The 15392-nt window shown below is 31.8% G+C and carries 15 protein-coding genes and 1 tRNA gene; 3 read left to right on the top strand and 13 right to left on the bottom strand.

The annotated features are described in order from the left end of the window. Window positions 1-26: 26 nt before the first annotated feature. From AC0UBM_RS05475 to AC0UBM_RS05520, 10 genes are all read right to left on the bottom strand, one after another. Entirely contained in the window at window positions 27-992 is a 966-nt protein-coding gene (locus AC0UBM_RS05475; protein WP_475687978.1) for a hypothetical protein, read from the bottom strand. A 246-nt stretch (window positions 993-1238) separates the two neighbouring features. Then, a complete protein-coding gene (locus tag AC0UBM_RS05480) occupies window positions 1239-1466 on the bottom strand; it encodes a hypothetical protein (RefSeq protein WP_057781559.1) in 228 nt (75 codons plus the stop codon). A gap of 18 nt (window positions 1467-1484) precedes the next feature. Beyond that, window positions 1485-2075, bottom strand: coding sequence for a ParA family protein (locus AC0UBM_RS05485; protein WP_057781560.1), 591 nt, complete (start codon window positions 2073-2075; stop codon window positions 1485-1487). Then, window positions 2029-2964, bottom strand: a complete 936-nt coding sequence (locus tag AC0UBM_RS05490; RefSeq protein WP_475687979.1) for a DUF5712 family protein — start codon at window positions 2962-2964, stop codon at window positions 2029-2031. The genes AC0UBM_RS05485 and AC0UBM_RS05490 overlap by 47 nt, the downstream gene beginning before the upstream one ends. Further along, window positions 2964-3470 carry a BfmA/BtgA family mobilization protein gene (locus AC0UBM_RS05495; protein ID WP_057781562.1) on the bottom strand — a complete coding sequence of 169 codons (507 nt, stop codon included), beginning with the start codon at window positions 3468-3470 and terminating at the stop codon, window positions 2964-2966. The genes AC0UBM_RS05490 and AC0UBM_RS05495 overlap by 1 nt, the downstream gene beginning before the upstream one ends. Window positions 3471-3717: 247 nt before the next feature. Then, window positions 3718-4554 (bottom strand): toprim domain-containing protein, encoded by an 837-nt coding sequence (locus tag AC0UBM_RS05500; RefSeq protein WP_475687980.1) that lies wholly within the window; start codon window positions 4552-4554, stop codon window positions 3718-3720. A 211-nt stretch (window positions 4555-4765) separates the two neighbouring features. Next, window positions 4766-5947 carry a VapE domain-containing protein gene (locus tag AC0UBM_RS05505; protein WP_057781564.1) on the bottom strand — a complete coding sequence of 394 codons (1182 nt, stop codon included), beginning with the start codon at window positions 5945-5947 and terminating at the stop codon, window positions 4766-4768. A 97-nt stretch (window positions 5948-6044) separates the two neighbouring features. Continuing rightward, a complete protein-coding gene (locus AC0UBM_RS05510) occupies window positions 6045-6332 on the bottom strand; it encodes a helix-turn-helix transcriptional regulator (RefSeq protein ID WP_057781565.1) in 288 nt (95 codons plus the stop codon). Between the two features lie 98 nt (window positions 6333-6430). After that, window positions 6431-7216 carry a hypothetical protein gene (locus AC0UBM_RS05515; RefSeq protein WP_057781566.1) on the bottom strand — a complete coding sequence of 262 codons (786 nt, stop codon included), beginning with the start codon at window positions 7214-7216 and terminating at the stop codon, window positions 6431-6433. A 164-nt stretch (window positions 7217-7380) separates the two neighbouring features. Continuing rightward, window positions 7381-7454: transfer RNA gene (locus AC0UBM_RS05520), tRNA-Ile, on the bottom strand. Window positions 7455-7662: 208 nt separating this feature from the next. Between AC0UBM_RS05520 and rbfA the strand changes: the two genes are divergently transcribed. Both rbfA and AC0UBM_RS05530 read left to right on the top strand, forming a co-directional pair. Next, entirely contained in the window at window positions 7663-8055 is a 393-nt protein-coding gene (rbfA, locus tag AC0UBM_RS05525) for a 30S ribosome-binding factor RbfA (protein ID WP_382381038.1), read from the top strand. 1 nt (window position 8056) lies between these two features. Then, on the top strand, window positions 8057-9262 hold the full coding sequence (locus AC0UBM_RS05530; RefSeq protein ID WP_475687981.1) for an ABC transporter permease: 1206 nt from the start codon (window positions 8057-8059) through the stop codon (window positions 9260-9262). 6 nt (window positions 9263-9268) lie between these two features. Here the strand turns inward: AC0UBM_RS05530 and dusB are convergent, their stop codons facing one another. From dusB to AC0UBM_RS05545, 3 genes are all read right to left on the bottom strand, one after another. After that, the gene (gene dusB / locus AC0UBM_RS05535; protein WP_475687982.1) at window positions 9269-10264 is read right to left on the bottom strand and encodes a tRNA dihydrouridine synthase DusB; all 996 of its coding nucleotides are present in this window, start codon (window positions 10262-10264) and stop codon (window positions 9269-9271) included. A 136-nt stretch (window positions 10265-10400) separates the two neighbouring features. Then, a complete protein-coding gene (locus tag AC0UBM_RS05540) occupies window positions 10401-10766 on the bottom strand; it encodes a carboxypeptidase-like regulatory domain-containing protein (RefSeq protein ID WP_414035912.1) in 366 nt (121 codons plus the stop codon). A gap of 89 nt (window positions 10767-10855) precedes the next feature. Then, window positions 10856-13249, bottom strand: a complete 2394-nt coding sequence (locus AC0UBM_RS05545) for an outer membrane beta-barrel protein (RefSeq protein ID WP_475687983.1) — start codon at window positions 13247-13249, stop codon at window positions 10856-10858. A 184-nt stretch (window positions 13250-13433) separates the two neighbouring features. Between AC0UBM_RS05545 and lepA the strand changes: the two genes are divergently transcribed. Further along, window positions 13434-15230 carry a translation elongation factor 4 gene (gene lepA / locus AC0UBM_RS05550; RefSeq protein ID WP_475687984.1) on the top strand — a complete coding sequence of 599 codons (1797 nt, stop codon included), beginning with the start codon at window positions 13434-13436 and terminating at the stop codon, window positions 15228-15230. Window positions 15231-15392 lie beyond the last annotated feature (162 nt).

A 15392-nucleotide genomic window follows, 5' to 3' on the forward strand; every position in this document is an offset into this window, starting at 1 on the left:
ATTGAGATGAATTCAAGATTAAGTTGTTATTCTTGTGGAGCTATAGACTCAAAAAAATCCTGAATTCCTTCTTGTAGTGAAATTGGGTGATTGGATAACGAAACTTGCTTAGGAGTTGGGGCAATATCCGCTGTGGATATCATGGTTAAATATAAATCTCTACCAGTTCTTTTCCATAGTGCAAAAGTGTATTCAGTATTAGCCTCTAAAACAATCTTATTTTTAAAAGTAACTCCACCAGCGTATTCTGGACTGTCAGGGTGATTACTAATGGGATTACTGGTTAACCTAAACTGTAATTTATTTGTATCATTAACTTGAGTTGATTCCATAGCAGGTGCAGTAGGAGAAAAATATTTAAACTCTTCTTTTAGGCGAGGTAAATATTGATAATCCTCTATTCTATCACTCCAATCATTTCTAACAAGAAAAATTAAATTCAAGGCAGCTAAATCGTATAAGCCTCGAAATAACTTTTTAAAATTTGATTGACCTAATTTAGACCAATACTCCTTTTTAAGTGCTTTAAAATCCGTAGATAAACAGTTATGTAATAATTCACTCAAGAATGGAGATAGATCCATCCATCTGTGTTCATTTATTGCATCCTCATATTTCTGAACAAGTGCTTTTTGCTCCTCCTTTTTTTTCAATGCTAGAGCTTTTATTTCTTCCTCTTCACATGCATTACATTTATAGGAAAAATAACGATGTTTATAGCGTCCGATAGATTGTTTAAAATCAGATTGACTTGTCGCTTTGTTTCCAGATAATTTGTCACAAGTGCTACATACAATGTCGTAAGTAAGAATAGAATAAGTCTGTATGATTTTGGTGAGTTCAGACTGTTCTAAATTAAATTGGTTTTTAACCTGCAAAGGCTTTTGTTGAAACTCCAATGAGTTATCAATTTTCCAATAGGTATCAACAATGTCTTTTTGAATGCTAGTACATTCATTTAAATAGGCGATTTCGATGTTTTTTATTTCCATAATTACGTTAAATAAAAAAGCGTGGAACTGTAACTTATTGGTCTTAGTGGTCTCGCCAGAAACCTTCCCTCCAAATAAGAACAGCCCACGCATAACGTGGGCGTCTTAGTTTTGATATTGGAGGGATTATAAACCTGGCGAGTTTCTAAAACCAAATCAAAAGCTAAACGCTTTATATGTTAATATTTTTTACATCTGTAAATCTTTTGCAAGATACACAGATAAATTTTTATAGTTAATAGTTTATTAGGTTTTAAGATATTGCTCTAAGGCTTTATTCATAATGTTTTTTAGGCTAGTGTCTTCTTTAATAGCCTTTAGTTTTACCTTTTTTAAAAGTTGCTTTGATAAATAGAAAGAGAATTGAATTTCTTCACCCTTTCTTGTGTTTACAGGTGTCACTTTCTGCATCGTTTTAGAATTCTCATTTGCTTTTACTTTATTTAGCAAATCACTAATATTATCTTTTTCCATAAATCCATATTTATATAATTATACAAGTCGCTGTAACATATCTTGTGTTAAACCATCTAACTGTTGTTGTGCATTTTTATCCTTCTTTACTCCACCAACCAAAACAGAACGCGTAAATGAAACGAGATCTGAAATATGAGTTCTTGCAATTGGAACATTATACTCAGATAACTCAATTTGAATGTCTAGAGTGAGCGTTGTGTTAGCCTTAATCATGTTAAACACAATAAGTGCATGATCCTTTTTATTTTCATTTTCTATCAACTCTATAGTACTTTTAATAGCTAGTAAATCTAAAACTCCAGCTTTAGTCGGAATTAGAATTAAATCGGCCATATTAATTAATTTAGGTAATTGATCAGATAAATACGGTGGTGTATCTATAAATACAAAATCATATTCAAATTGAACAACCTTATCAATATTATCAATAGAGGATAAAATATCAAAACTTGAAACGATATCCTTCAACTGAGACAAACTTCCTTGCAAGTCCATATCAATTAAAGCAACCTTAGCTCTGTTAGATATATTTTTAGCGAGATTAAAGGCGAGGGTACTTTTACCGACCCCTCCTTTTTGGTGTGTTATAAGTATTATTTTGGTCATGTTCTCTAGTTTTAATGACAGATTGTTTTGTCAGTTTTTCTATCGTTTTTTCTATTTTTTTCATAAGCGCTTCTTTCTCTTTTGGAGAACCATTTTTTAAAATGTATTGATTCTTGAATTTTTCTCGCTCGGGGCGCTTGTATTTGAAAAATTCATCAAAACTTTTTTCATTCATATTAATCCAATTCATTCTATCAAAACCAACATGATATGTATTACCTCCAATGGATCGCGTTGTTGAACGTTCTTTAGTTGTAGGTGTTAATTTTAAACGTTGTGTTTTATCTTTCCGTCCTACAATGATATGAGCGTGACTTTGTAGGCCTGGCTTGTAATCTCCGTTTTTAAACAAACCTTCTACAACTTCGGGATCTGTACCTTTAAATTTTCTGAAGTGCTCTATCTTAGCATAGTAAACAAGATCCTTTCCTGTTTTAAGACCTTTGTCTTCTCTATTAAAGTTTTTTGCATAATTAGTCATAACGATTCTGGCATATGCTTTAATTTTAGAATTGAAGAACTTGTATTCCTCTTGATTTAAATCCCATATATTTTTGATTTCTTTTTTATCTGTTATTCTTGACAGTATGTGTTTTAGTTCTTGCTGACTAAAATTTAATGTTGGAGCAAAATACTTAGCATCTTTTTTTCCTAATTTTTTAATATTACTATCGATAGCTGAAATGACTTCGTTCGTGCTAATATTGTCTTTTGAGTGAGTAAAAAAGAATTGTTTCCTTTTTTCAATAGCCATTCTTTCGAGGCTATTTATTGCTTTTTGTTGTAAACGATCTAGCTCATTGTTCTCTTTTTCTAGATACAATGCTAGATCCACACAGCTAGAAGTATTTGTGGCACCTAATGTGCTATGAGGTTTACTTATTGGCATTACTCAAAAAAGTTTTTAACCCTATTAACTATTCCCGATTTGTTTTTTTTATCTATCAATTTTGACATCTCGGTTAATGCTTTTTGTTGCTTAATAAAAGCAGCATAAATTTTACTGAGTTCGTTGGTAATGCGATTTGTTCTATTTTCATCTATTCGATCTATTTTTACAGAAGTCTCTTCGCTCCATCTAATCGAACTATTAATTCTTGTATTTATAATATTACTTTGAGATTTTTGTTCTTTAGAATACTCGAAAATATCAGTTCTTAATGGTTTTAAAATATCCCGTTCTTGTACTTTTAGAAAAGAAACTATTCGCTTATCTAAAGCCTTTACCATTGCGGCAGGGTTTTCGTTTATGGCTTCAACAGGGTTAATGCCCGTTCTTTTAAAATAGAGGATCATAGATTGAACTAAATCGCCATATGGAACACCAAAAACCTTAGAAATTTTAACTAATTCGTTATGGTGAAATTCTTTAATTAAGATGCTTTTTTTCTTCATTTTATTCTTTTTTACATTGTTAATCAAGCTGTTAGTGTGCTTTTTATAAAAGTGTTATAATATGTTATATTAGTTATACATAATGTAACCTAAACAATATCAGTCTTTTAAACCCCGTAGGGCAAGTTGAAAATAGGGGTGCAGAGCAACGAAACCCCTGTTCAACTTGCTTAATTTCTTAACACCAAGCAGTGAGCGAACCCACCTTTGGTAAAACATATTTTTTTTAATAATTTATAGATGTCCATTATGTATTAGTTTTCATTAAATAATCGTTTAAATCATTGTAGTTCTTATAATGAATTCTATTGTCTATAACTTTGTTTTGAAAGTTTTCTGTTAAAATATTTGTTGCAATATTTCCAGCTTCATCATTATCTAAAAAGAGTTTTATTATAGAATAATCATTCAACAGGTCAATTACTTTTTTAACTAAAGAAGTGGAGTTCAGAATGATGAAATTTTCTTTGGGTATATGTTTTTTTAAAGTCAAATAAGAAAGAAAATCACTCCATGATTCGAATAGAGAAACCACATTAAAATCATTGCTTATTGTGGTTATTTCTTTTTTTCCTAAGCAGTATTTTTTCGGAAAGTTCACTTCAAAGCCTCCAGAATTATTCATAAACCCAAGACTATATAATTCTTTTCCTCTATTAAAAGAATAATGTACTTGACAACAAAATCGTTTTGCGAATTCTAAATTTATTCTTCTCTCCATTATAGAATTCAATATTGTTGGACTGCTTAATTCAGTCACTTTTTTTATAGAGTAGTTTGTTTGTTTAGATTTTTTAGGAATTGGCGGGTCAAAAGAAAAAATAAAATCTTCACCCCGAAGCCAATTGATAGCTTGTACAAAATCTACAGAAAAATATTTCATAATAAAATCTATTGTGTTACCTCCACAGCCTTCTCCAAAATCATAATACAGATTACCTTCACATTTAACAGAAGCTGTGCTCTCGTTTCTCCATTTGGCTTTAAACCAATATTGTTCTTTTTTCCTTTCAATGGCTTCAATATTTAATCTTCTTAAAATTTGAAACATTGGAATATTTCTTAAATTATCTATATCGTTCACTCTAATTTGATTTTAAGTCTACCTAGTTACCTAAACAACACAACATATTGCAAATAAGCTAATTAAAACTTAGGTAGTCTTTTTTTCAAGCTACCTAAGCTACCTATTTAGGTAAGTAAAACATTATTAAAAACAAGTTACCTACCTAAGCTAAACACTAACAATCAATCACTTAAATCATACTAGGTAACTAGGTAAGTATATTTATAGTTTATTCATTATCTGTAAAACCCCAAGGAGAGTTTTTAAATTTAGGCTGGGCTAAGTAGCCATAAACTTGGCGTTTTGCATGCTTAACTCTACTAAAACCGTGTTTCTTTAATGCGGAACCGATTTTTTGGATATTTAATTTCTGTCCCATCACCTGTAACTCTGTAACAATTTCGGTTGCAGTTCGAAAATCTCCAATGTCATCACTATTAGTATAGAATTTTAAAACATATTCACTCTCGACTGTTTGTATTGTAAACCGTTCATTTCTCATTTCATTAACTCTCACTTCTTCCGAGGTCAATTCAGATTTAAAATCTTTATCGTGCTTAAAAATATGATAAGCCTGTGACCAGAAATCATCTATGTTAAATTCTTTGCTATAAGAAAAATCAAGCTTTTCAAGAACAGTAAATATTATCCATCTCACAGATCCAGAGTCATCACATAAAAATTCTGCACGATTAGTTGAAGCTAAAAATGAACAAATCCTGTAAAGCAATGTAGATTTATCGCCATAAGGCAAACGCTCATTTATAGAAACCTGACTGATAAGTGCCTTAATAGCATTAATATCATACTTCCCCATTACATCTAATTCTTCTATATTTATAAGAAATGCTTTAGCAAGTTTAATTCGGTCATCTTTTCCTACCCCTAAATTTGTATATAAATACTTTTTGAGTTCTGGTGGACACAAATAGTTTAAATAATAAGATTTACCAAAACTTTGACCACCTTCTAAAACTAGAACATGTTTATTAATTGCTTCATTAAAATAAACTGTTTTTATAGCACGGACAGCCCATTTAAGAAGCTGCTTATAAAACAATTCATTATCATCTGTATTAACATACCCTGCATATCGCTTGATGTGATTTTTGCCATCCCAAGGCGGTAGATTTTCAAAATATTTTTTAATAGGATTAATATGTTTAACAAAATGTGACCTTAAATATGTCTTAAACATTTGAGGTGTAACATTTATTTTTTCCCTATTCAGATGAATCAATATGGACGACTCATTAAATTCAAGCTTTTCATTTGAGTTTTGATCATAAATCTCAAATTCTAATGCAATTTCATTAAACTTGATTTTGAAATGTTTATTTAATTCTTCGTGAATTTTATCATACACGGAATCCTTACGTGATGATACATCATATACGCTTATTTCTTCCATAAATAAATATTGAATGAGTATAATGCATATATTTGCATATACTCTTTGAGTTACATAAAAGATTATTTAAGCGTTCAAAAGTGGAGTTTTGAACGCTTTATTTTTTTAGCTGTTTTGAGAATTTCGACAAAACTTCTTCATCGGAATATACTTTATGTTCTCTAATCCATTCGACGATTTCTTCTCTGTCAAAAAACAAAGCACCATTAGTAGGTTTATAATGCGGGATTAAATTTTTGGAACTAAGTTTATGGATTGTACTTTCTGAAAAAGAAGTGTAATCCATAAGATTTTTTTTAGTAAAAATCTGTTTTTGGAAGTGATTCCCCCTCATAATCATCATTTTGAGATCTCTTATCTCTTGCATAATGTTTACCTTATTCATAATTTTTGTTTTAGAATTATGAGGCTAAACTAGCTAGATGAAAGTAAATGAAATGAGGGTTTGTCGGTCAACCGACTTTTATTTTCTATTAAATTTACCTAACTGACTTTTTTCAGCTCATCTAATAGAATTTCATACGTTATTCTTTGATATTGAGTTGATAACTGTCTAGGTTTTTTAGATATAGAATCAGCATTAATAGGTCTATAACTATTCTTTTTTCTGTATTTAAATAATTTAGAAGCTTGATTTAAAGTGAGCTCCTTATTTGTTAACAGCTGTACATAGGGAATAAAAAAGCTACGTAAAAAAACTGCGCAATGTTTTGACTCGAGTTCTAAATTTATATGTTCAAACTCTTTTAAGTCAGAATATTTAATCGCTTGGATAAAATCGTTTAAAGTGTTGTCATCACTAATTATTTTTTTTGATAAAGCGTTGAAAGCCTTCGTTATCATATTAGATTGTGCCTCGCTAAATGAAATTTTATCCACTTCTTTTTCTTCAATATTCACTTCAATGATTTCTTCTTTCAACTTGATCTCAAAAATTTTACCTCTAAAAAAGTGAGACACATCCTCACTATTAGTTCTATGTGCAATAGTAGGTAATCTTAAAAGTTCCAAAATATTTGATATAAGAAATATATTTTGACTATTTAAAAAATAATAAGAAGCACGACCCAATATAAATGTTAGAATTAATGGAATTATTAAAACAAATACCCAGTATGAATCAAACGCATAGTTTAAGCCAACAATAAGTGAACTAACTGGAAGTAATGGAGCGATAATGTATGAAAACTTCTTAGGGAGTTTAATATTTTTTAAATCTTGAATTTGTCGATGAATAAAGAAGAAAGAAGTATCAATTGTATTTTCCATAGTCGCTGTAATATTATTAAAAGTAAAAATACTAAAAAAGTAGCTAAATGAAACAGAATGAAAAGTTTACTATATTTGTGAGGTCAGCAATTTGTTGTACATATGTTGTACTGATGAAAACAAAAAAGCCTCTCGATTTCTCGAAAGGCTTGCCATTATTGACGTGGTCCCACCTGGGCTCGAACCAGGGACCACCTGATTATGAGTCAGGTGCTCTAACCAACTGAGCTATAGGACCTCAAAATTGGAGTGCAATATTACATTTATTTTTAAAATACTGCAAGTGTTTTTATAATTACTTTTTTAAAAATTATCTTTACAGAGTACTAAATTTACAGCTCAATCCTTAAACCATTGTGAATTAATAATATTATACTTTTTAATCACAAAGTAAATTTTACAATCAAAAAGTAAGATAATCTTTAAATATCGACTATTTTTGCATCATGGAAAGTAATAGACAAAAAAAAATAGGCTCAGTTTTACAACGTGATTTAGTAGATGTACTTCAAAGTGCAGCAACGCAAGGCGGTATGCAAGGGATACTAATTTCGGTATCTAAAGTAAATGTAACTGTCGATTTATCTATTGCGAAAGTATATCTTAGTATTTTTCCAAACGATAAAGCAAAAGAATTACTAGTCGGTATTCGTTCTAATAAACCATTAATTAGACACGAATTAGCACAACGTACAAAACACCAATTACGCAGAATGCCTAATTTAGAATTCTTTGTAGACGATTCTTTAGAATACATCGACCAAATAGAGCAATCTTTAAAAGGAAAAGACAACCCTATTAAAGACCCAGGTCTTTTAGGAGATCATAAAAAATCGTAAATTGAATTTTCCGCTGTACATTGCGAAACGCTATTTGCGCTCTAAAAGCAGCAACAATGCCATTAATTTTATTACCATAATTGCTGCAGTAGGTGTTATTCTTGGTGCGGCTTCATTATTTATTGTCCTCTCCGGATTTTCTGGATTGAAGGATTTTTCGCTACAATTTTCTACTATAATCGATCCCGACTTAAAGGCGGTTCCTGCTTCAGGAAAATCGTTTATTCTTACCGATAATCAGTTTGAAAAACTACAGGCCCTGGAAGAGGTTGCTTCGTACTCAAAAATTATTGAAGAACGCGTTATCCTAGCCTACGACGATAAAAATTTTCCGGCTTTTATAAAAGGTGTCGATGAAAACTATAATCGCGTAAACGCCATAGATTCTGTAATTATTCAAGGAAGCTGGTTACGACCTAACACCGACCAAATGGTTACTGGGTGGGGAATTTCCAATCATTTATCGCTTGGGGTTCTAGATTATGGAAAATCTGTTACTATTTATGTTCCTAAACCTGGAACAGGCCAAATCACCTCAACTAAAAGTGCTTTTAACTCCATACAGTGTATTAATGTGGGCTTATTCGATATTAACGAAACTCTAAACGAAACTTATGTATACGCCGATTTAGAAATGTCTCGCGAACTTTTAAGTTATGAGAAACATGAGCTTTCTGCCATAGAGTTTAAGTTAAGTCCTAATGCAGACGAAGACGCGGTAAAACCGCTGTTACAAAATATATTAGGGGATAATATTATCATTAAAAATCGTATTCAATTAAATGATGCGCTTTATAAAATGCTGAATACCGAAAATTTAGCCGTCTATTTAATCTTTACCTTAGTTTTAATCATCGCATTATTTAACGTAATTGGCTCGATAATAATGATGATTTTAGACAAGAAAAAAACGCTAAGTACGCTATACAAACTCGGCGCTTCTGTTAAAGACATTAGACGCATATTTTTCTACCAAGGTAGCTTAATGTCTGTTTTTGGAGGGATGGCGGGATTAATTCTCGGACTTATAATTGTTGCCATCCAACAAGCGTTTTCTTTGGTTATGATTACACCAAGCCTACCCTATCCGGTTGCCATTACAATATCTAATATTATTGTAGTTATGCTCACCATATCGGTATTAGGGATAATCGCTTCGAAAATTGCTTCGGTAAGGATTTCTAAATCTCTAATAGAATCTATTTAAAGCAGTTTATTGCTTAAACTGATAATCGGAAAAATCGTTTAATACCAAATCAAAAGCATCAAAAACATCTTTAGAAGCATCACTAGTCACCATTTTCTGGCGGTATTCTTTAAAATGCGGAATGCCTTTAAAGTAATTGGTATAGTGACGACGGGTTTCAAAAACGCCTAAAACCTCACCTTTCCAGTCTATAGCCATTTGTAAATGACGCCTAGCGGCTTCTACACGCTCTTCAATTGTAATTGGAGCAAGATGTTCTCCGGTTTCAAAAAAGTGTTTTACTTGCTTAAAAAACCATGGATTTCCAATACTAGCACGACCAATCATACAGCCATCTAAACCGTACTCATCTCGCATTTTCATGGCCTTTTCTGGTGTATCTACATCTCCGTTTCCAAATACAGGAATATGCATTCTCGGATTATTTTTAACATCGGCAATAGGTCCCCAATCAGCATCTCCTTTATACATCTGCGCACGTGTACGTCCGTGAATAGAAATCGCTTTACAACCAACATCTTGTAAACGTTCGGCAACTTCCATAATCCGAATAGAATCGTGGTCCCAACCTAAACGGGTTTTTACAGTAATAGGAAGATTAGTGCGCTTTACCATAGCTTCGGTTAAACTCACCATTAAATCTATATCTTTTAAAATACCCGCTCCAGCGCCTTTAGAGACTACTTTTTTTACAGGACATCCAAAATTAATATCGATTATATCGGGTTTAGAGGCAGTAACAATATCTACCGTTTGAAGCATACTTTCTAAATTAGCTCCAAATATTTGAATACCCACTGGGCGTTCTTTTTCATAGATATCTAATTTCATAGTGCTTTTTACAGCATCGCGAATTAGCCCTTCGCTAGAAATAAATTCTGTATACACCACATCTGCACCTTGTTCTTTACATAATGCTCGAAAAGGGGGATCGCTTACATCTTCCATAGGTGCTAAAAGCAAAGGAAAATCGGGAAGTTCTATAGTATCTATTTTAACCAAAGTCTATTTTTTAAGTGAGCAAAAATACTTAAATTGAGGAATAAATACTAATTCTTTAATGTTTTGTAGATGACGGATTTAAATTGAAAGATTAAGCAGAGATTATTACTCGACGACTTTTATTTAATACATAATTTTATTTATCTACGTCTTCAACAATAACTTCTATAACCTCTAACTCTTCTGGAGATATTTCTTTTAAAACAACAGAATTCAGGAAAAGCACTTTATCTATAACTAACTCTGTAGAATAACTAGAATATCCTACAAAACTAATTTCTAAATTATACGTTCCGGTTTCAATATTCTTGATAACAAAGTGTCCTGTTTCGTTTGTTATTGTTCCTGAAATATTTGCTTCATCTTGTTTATTTGCCAAAATAACATTCGCATAGGCGATAGGAGCACCATTATTGTCTTGAACTTTACCAGAAATTTTATTTTCTTGAGCAAAGCAAAAGCATGATATAAATAATAATAAATATGTTAGTTTGAATGACATATAATGAAAAATGGTTGCTCAAAAATAAGATAAATATTTAAATAAAAAGAAGATATAAAAACATTATAAGTCAATCAATTAGAATAACTCTAATTATGTGAGCCTTCAGAATTCAAACGATTACGTTCATTTAATTCTTTTTCATTTTTTTCATTGGTAGTTAACCTAGTATTTCCAAAATTATAACGCAATCCTAAACGAAACCATTGGTTGTCAAATCGGCTGTAATACTGGTTATCCTGATTTAAATATTTGTTTTTAACAGTAAAATCTGTAGTTCTAAAAATATCACTTGCTTTTAGCGAAGCTACCCATTTCCCGTTATTAAAACTCTTCTTCACTCCTAAATCTACTTGCGTTCTTGAAGTCACATCGGACGATCCATTAATCATTGGAGCCATATACAACAGCGAAATTTCGCCACTTAAACTACGATCCTCTAAAAAGGTAAAGAAATTCATCATGTTAGAGTATACAGACCACGTTTCGTTATATTCTGTAGAATTCCCGCTTTGGGCCGCCGTAAAGTAGTCTCTTGTATGAAAAATAGAATTCACAAAATACACAGACCAAAAACCCGTTATGGGTTTAAACGTTAAAAAATCGAAACCATAATCGATCGATTTTTCCATATTTGTAGGTTTGTAAACAATCTCGTTGCTACTATTATCTTGAAAAACTAATTCTGATGTCGGATTCTTTTCGTAACGATAATACAACTCAAAAGTATAAGTCCCTTGTAAAGTGTAAGACAGCGTGGTTAAATGAGATATTGTAGGTTGTAAATTAGGGTTTCCTTGAAGATAAATATAATCGTTAAAATAATATTTAAACGGATTTAAAGACGAGTACGTAGGCCTTTCAATTCGTTTGCCATAGGATAGTCCCAAGCTATTATTTTCATTAAAATCTTTAGAGATATTTAAAGTTGGAAATAATTTAAAATAATCGAAACTATTACTCTCATTAGTGGTGCTTATTTCCCCTTCTACATCGGTAAACTCACCACGTAATCCTGCAGATATATACCAGGTTTCCCAAGCTTTAGAGGCATTAATATATCCTGCATAATTAATTTCATTATATTCAAAAACACCGCTATTTTCTTCATCGTTCCAATACTTGTTTTCTTTCAAATAATATTGATCTAAGCCACTTTTAGAATCGATAACCGATGATTTTACACCAAATTCTAAGTCTATTTCCTGCTCAAAACTCATACTATAATCTGCCTGAGCAGAATATATTTTTGTTTTTTGATCGGACATCGAATTAAAAATATTGCTTCTTGTTAGCTGATTACTAACATTAAAATACTTGGATTGAATATCTTGATATCTATCGTAATCATAATTGGTATGGTGTAAATTCACAGAAAACACATCTCCCGATTTAGATGTGTTTACATAACTTAAATTGGCTGCGACGTTCACTTTAGAATCGTCCATATTGTTCATAGAACTAAATGAAGAATCTACAGCTTCCGTTTCCATATATCCCTCACGCTTCCAATACGGCGTTACATTTACATTGGTCGCGAAAGACAATACATTAGCCTTGTTAAAAGCATAATCTATATTAGCATTAGCATTGTGAGATTTTGTATTTGTATCTCTATCGTTTTCACTGTGCCAAGTGCCTATTGTAGTATTATTTTCTATAAAGTTAACATCGCTTGTACTGTATTGATACAATTGACTTTCTCCATAAGAGTAGTTTGCAAAAATGTCTAGTTTTTCTGTTTTATAGAAATGATTCATCCCTGCATTAAATCTCGGATAAATACCTTGAGTATAATTTGCGTACAGACTACCATTGTAACCCGTAATTAAATTTTTACTCATATTTATATTAATCACAGCCGCTCCTTCAGCATCATACTTTGCAGACGGATTGGTAATAACCTCGACCGATTCTATATGAGAGGCATCTGTTCCTGCTAATAACTGTTGCAGATCTTCTCCCGTTAAATGCACTCTTTTATTATTAACTAAATAAATAATATTAGTATTATTTTTCACGCTAATTTCATCGTTCATCACTAAAACACCAGGCGTACTTCTTAGCACATCCATAACACTTCCTTCTGTTAACGAGGTTTTTTCTATATTAAATATAATGCGATCAGATTGTTTTATAAACGTTGGTTTATTAGATACTAGGTTTACGGTCGCTAACTCCTCTGTAGATTCTTCCAACACAATAGGACCTACTTCTGTAGTGCGCTCTATCTCTAAATTTGCTCTGTAAGTCGTGTAACCAATAAAACTAATCTCCAAAATGTAGGATCCAAGCGCAACATTATTTAAAATATAACGTCCATCTTCCTGGCTAGTAGTACCATGGACTACAGTAGCATCTTCTGAATTTGTAAGAATAACATTTGCAAAATCAATAGGTAAGTCATTTACATTTTTTATAGAGCCGGAAACCTGAATGTCTTGAGAAAAACACACAGAAGAGCATAAAAAAAGAAGGAGCATTAACTTAATGTACATATAAAGAGGTTGATAGTTACAAATTTAGGTTAAATGAATCTAATACTTTTACGGAAAAACTTTTTTATTTGATATTTTTTTTAGTCATTAAAACTCCTGTTTAAAAAAAACATAATAGCAAATGTAAATCACCTATATTTGCAGATTAAAGCCAGGTATATTTTTCTTTATGAAGAACATCAGAAATTTTTGCATCATTGCACACATCGATCACGGTAAAAGTACTTTAGCCGATCGTTTATTAGATTACACAGGTTCGGTAACCGAACGTGAAAAACAAAATCAGCTATTAGATTCTATGGATTTGGAGCGCGAGCGTGGTATTACCATTAAATCGCACGCCATCCAAATGGATTATATCTATAAAGGTGAAGAATATGTTTTAAACCTTATTGATACTCCTGGTCACGTAGACTTCTCTTACGAAGTATCACGATCTATTGCTGCGTGTGAAGGTGCTCTTTTAATTGTAGATGCCGCGCAAAGTATTCAGGCACAAACAATTTCTAACCTATACTTAGCTTTAGAAAACGATTTGGAAATTATTCCTATTCTTAATAAAGTAGATTTACCTAGTGCAAATCCAGAAGAAGTTACAGACGATATCGTTGAACTTTTAGGATGTAATCCAGAAGATGTTATTCATGCAAGTGGAAAAACGGGTTTTGGAGTAGATAAAATTTTAGAAGCCGTAATTGAACGTATTCCTGCTCCAAAAGGAGATCCTAACGAACCGCTTCAAGCTTTAATTTTCGATTCGGTTTACAATACATTTAGAGGTATTGAAACTTATTTTAGAGTCTTTAATGGTGAAATTAAAAAAGGACAGAAAATTAAATTTGTCGCTACGGCTAAAGAATATTATGCCGACGAAGTGGGAACTTTAAAACTAACCCAAGTCGCTAAAAAAAGTGTAAAAGCTGGAGATGTTGGATATCTAATTACGGGGATTAAAACAGCAAAAGAAGTAAAAGTAGGAGATACTATTACAGATTTTGACAATCCTACAACAAATATAGTTGAAGGTTTCGAAGACGTAAAACCAATGGTATTCGCTGGTATTTACCCTGTAGATACAGAAGATTACGAAGAGCTACGTAACTCTATGGAAAAGTTACAACTTAACGATGCCTCGTTAGTGTTCTTTCCAGAAAGTTCTGCAGCTTTAGGTTTTGGATTCCGTTGTGGATTCTTAGGAATGCTTCACATGGAAATTATTCAGGAACGTTTAGAGCGTGAATTTGATATGACGGTAATTACAACCGTACCCAACGTATCTTACAACGCTTTTACAAATAAAAATCCAGATACGCCATTTATTGTAAATAACCCTTCAGATTTACCAGATCCTTCAACAGTAAACAGAGTTGAAGAACCTTATATAAAAGCAACCATCATTACAAAAGCAGATTTCGTAGGAAATGTGATGTCACTTTGTATTGAAAAACGTGGTATGATTTTAAATCAGACCTACTTAACACCAGAGCGTGTAGAGTTAACGTTTGATATGCCTCTAGCCGAAATTGTATTCGATTTTTACGATCGTTTAAAAACAGTTTCTAAAGGATATGCATCTTTCGATTACCACCCTATTGGTATGAAAACGTCTAAATTAGTAAGATTAGACATTTTACTAAACGCACAACCTGTAGATGCACTTTCTGCATTAATTCACGCCGATAATGCGCAGAGTATTGGAAAGAAAATGTGTGAAAAACTGAAGGAATTAATTCCACGTCAGCAATTCGATATTCCAATTCAGGCTGCTATTGGTGCTAAAATTATTTCTAGAGAAACCATTAAAGCTTTACGTAAAGATGTAACCGCTAAATGTTACGGAGGAGATATCTCTAGAAAACGTAAACTTTTAGAAAAGCAGAAAAAAGGAAAAAAACGTATGCGTCAGGTAGGAAATGTAGAAATCCCACAACAAGCGTTTATGGCCGTTTTAAAATTAAACGATTAAAAAACTCACTATATTTTTATATAAAAAGACTGTCTGAAAAGACAGTCTTTTTTTTTGCTATAAATTAATTTCCAGTAAAATACAGGGCTCATAGCCCAGCCATCCCCGAAAATTCTAATAAAAATTAATTCTAAAAAAATTATTACTTATTCTATTAACTTT

The organism is Formosa sp. F44, from assembly GCF_056238645.1.